The sequence below is a fragment of the Vulcanibacillus modesticaldus genome (assembly GCF_001730235.1).
In the GTDB taxonomy this organism is placed as follows: Bacteria; Bacillota; Bacilli; order Tepidibacillales; family Tepidibacillaceae; genus Vulcanibacillus; species Vulcanibacillus modesticaldus.
This window is the reverse complement of sequence record NZ_MIJF01000090.1, coordinates 1-863: the sequence shown is the minus strand read 5'-3', so window position 1 is coordinate 863 and position 863 is coordinate 1. Positions and strand designations below refer to the sequence as shown.

At 34.0% G+C, this 863-nt stretch carries 1 pseudogene; it reads right to left on the bottom strand.

Annotated features, from left to right (window positions below):
- Positions 1-863: pseudogene (locus BHF71_RS11020) on the bottom strand (transposase); the annotation flags it as partial.

Genomic DNA, 863 nt, shown 5'->3' with positions numbered 1-863 from the left:
TCTTTCTATTGTTTCTTTTCGCTTTGCATATAATCTCTTGTTTTCTTCTGTGTGTCTTAAGTGATCCGCTTCTTCGATATAATCTTCCCATATATGTCTATGTATCATCTTCGTATAATTTTTACTCTGTGTACATGATGATAACAATGAGCAGTTTTTACAAATTTTCGGATCAGATGCGTATTGTTTATAACCTTCTCTTGTTGTGGTTCGATATGATAGTATTTCTCCCACTGGGCAGATGTAACAGTCATAATATTCATCATATACATACTCATGTTTTCTCATATATCCACTTTTTGTTCTGGGACGTGTATAAGGCATCACTGGTCGAATATCTTGGTCTGATAAGTATTTCGCGATATAAGGTGTTTTATATCCAGCATCTACTACGACTGCACTTGGCTTTTCTACTTTCTCGATTACTTGATTAACTATCTTATCTAATACTTTGCTATCATGTACGTTGGCTCCTGTAACAAATGTACCAAGAACAAATCCGTTTAGATCGCAAGCTGTATGAAATGAGTATGCAAAGAGTTTTTCTCTCTCGTCCTAACAAAATACCCACTCTCTGGGTCTGTCTTACTTTCCTTTATTTCTTTCTCTTCTTCTTTATCTTGTGGGGGAAGTTGCTTTTTTCCATGTGCTTCTCGGTCAACATTTATTTCTTTCTCTAATTGTTCTTGGTAACTTCTTGTTTCTACACGAGCCGTTTTCTTTATATACTTCTTTTTATTAGCATTTGCTTTAACATGTGTTGAATCTATAAATGCAACTGATGGATCTACAAATCCTTTTTTCATTGCTTCTTTTAGTATTCGATAAAAGATTTGTTCAAAAATATCCGTATCTTTAAAACG